Annotated in this window: 2 protein-coding genes and 1 pseudogene; 2 read left to right on the top strand and 1 reads right to left on the bottom strand. The window is 70.2% G+C overall.

All coding sequences use genetic code 11. From position 1 onward, the window contains the following. A partial coding sequence (locus tag JYJ84_RS35730) for a LysR family transcriptional regulator (RefSeq protein WP_205190217.1) occupies positions 1 to 740 on the bottom strand: 740 nt, incomplete at its 3' end. A gap of 126 nt (positions 741 to 866) precedes the next feature. On the opposite strand from JYJ84_RS35730, the gene JYJ84_RS35725 reads away from it, so the two are divergent. Continuing rightward, entirely contained in the window at positions 867 to 1,526 is a 660-nt protein-coding gene (locus tag JYJ84_RS35725; protein WP_175221686.1) for a glutathione S-transferase family protein, read from the top strand. Positions 1,527 to 1,562: 36 nt separating this feature from the next. Further along, a pseudogene (locus tag JYJ84_RS35720) lies at positions 1,563 to 1,815 on the top strand (pyridoxamine 5'-phosphate oxidase); the annotation flags it as partial.

Raw genomic sequence — 1,815 nt, 5'->3', positions numbered from 1 at the left:
TCCGTCAGCAGCCCGAAGCCGCCGCCCGCGAGCACGATCGCGCGGCACGTGGTGGCGGTGTTCGACACGACCGGCGCGACGCAGCGCACCGACGCATTGCCGCCGTTCGCGTCTTCGAGTTCGATCGTATGCGGCCGCGGCAGCGACGACAGCATCACGAACGGCAGCGCGGCGAGCGCATCCGGATCGTGCGGCCGCCCGTGGCGTGCGACGAACGCGGGGCTCGCAACCAGCCATTTCTCGTACGTGCCGAGCTGCGCCGCGCGATAGTTCGAATCGGCGAGGCGGCCGATGCGGATCGCGACGTCGAGATTGTCCGCGACGAGATCGACCACGCGGTCGTTGGCGACCAGTTCGACGTCGAGCCCCGGATGCCGGTCGCGCAACGCGACGACGGCCGGCGCGACGACCAGCGCACCGTAGTCGATCGGCACGCTCACACGCAGTGTGCCGCGCAGCGGCCCCGCGTCGGACGACACCGCGTCGAGCGCGCTCTCGGTGGCGCGCACGATGTCGCGGCACGCGTCGTAGAACGCGCGCCCCGCGTCGGTCACGCTCAGCCGCCGCGTCGTTCGCACGAGGAGGTTCGCACCGACCTCGGATTCGAGGCGCTGCATGTGCGTGCTGACGACCGTTTTCGCGAGGCCGAGCCGCTCGGCCGCGGCCGTCAGCGAGCCGGCGTCGACCACCGCGACGAAGATCGCCAGGCGGTTCAGGTTCACGTCGCGCAGATCGGCCATGGTCGATTGTCCTATGGGAAAGGATAATGTTTCCAAGATTATCCGTCTTCTGGTGACGAACGGCGAGCGCTACGCTGCAGCTGTTCGTCGCCGATCCCCGGCGGCGCGAGATTCCGGAGAGTTTCCATGTCTGCCGCCAACAAGCCTGCTGCCGGTCGGCCCGTCGCACCGATCCGCGTCTATTCGTTCCTGCTGTCCGGGCACGCGCATCGCGTCCGGTTGTTCCTGTCGTTGCTCGGCGTGCAGTCCGAGACCGTCGACGTCGATCTCGCGGCCGGCGCGCAGCGCGAACCGGCGTTCCTCGCGCTCAATCCGCTCGGGCAGGTGCCGGTGATCGACGATGCCGGTACGGTGATCGCCGATTCGAATGCCATCCTCGTGTACCTCGCGAAGCGCTACGGCGACGCGCACTGGCTGCCTGACGACCCGGAACGGGCGGCAATCGTGCAGCGCTGGCTGTCGTATGCGGCCGGGCCGATCGCATCGGGGCCGGCCGCCGCGCGGCTCGTGACCGTGTTCGGCGCGAAGCTCGACCAGGAGGCCGCCAAGCTCACGGCCGAGAAGGTGCTCGACGTGATCGACCGCGAGCTGGCCGGCAAGCCGTTCGCGGCCGGCGCGCAGCCGACGATCGCCGATATCGCCGCGTACTCGTACATCGCACACGCGCCGGAGGGCGGCGTGTCGCTCGAACCGTATCCGCACGTGCGTGCGTGGCTGGCGCGCATCGAGGCGCTGCCGGGCTTCGTCGCGATGCCGACGACGCGCGTGGGCCTGCTCGCCGCGTAACGCCCACCGAAGCCGAACCTGCTCAGGGAGAACGCGATGAATGCCCCGATTGTCCCGACTGCCGTCGTACCAGGCTGGGAACTCGACGCCGCGCCGTTTCACGCGGGCGAACTCGCCGTGCAGCAGCGTGCGGGCGTGACCGGGGCCGCAGGTTCGGCCGGCCGGCGCGGGATCCGGCGCTTCATGCCGGACCAGCACCGGACGTTTTTCGCGCAACTGCCGTTCTTCGTGCTCGGCGGCGTCGATGCGCACGGCCAGCCGTGGGCGACGCTGCGGGCCGGCACGCCGG

It is taken from the genome of Burkholderia sp. LMG 13014 (assembly GCF_905232215.1).
Taxonomy (GTDB): domain Bacteria; phylum Pseudomonadota; class Gammaproteobacteria; order Burkholderiales; family Burkholderiaceae; genus Burkholderia.
The sequence above is the reverse complement of the archived record's forward strand: the minus strand, read 5'-3'. Positions and strand labels throughout refer to the sequence as shown.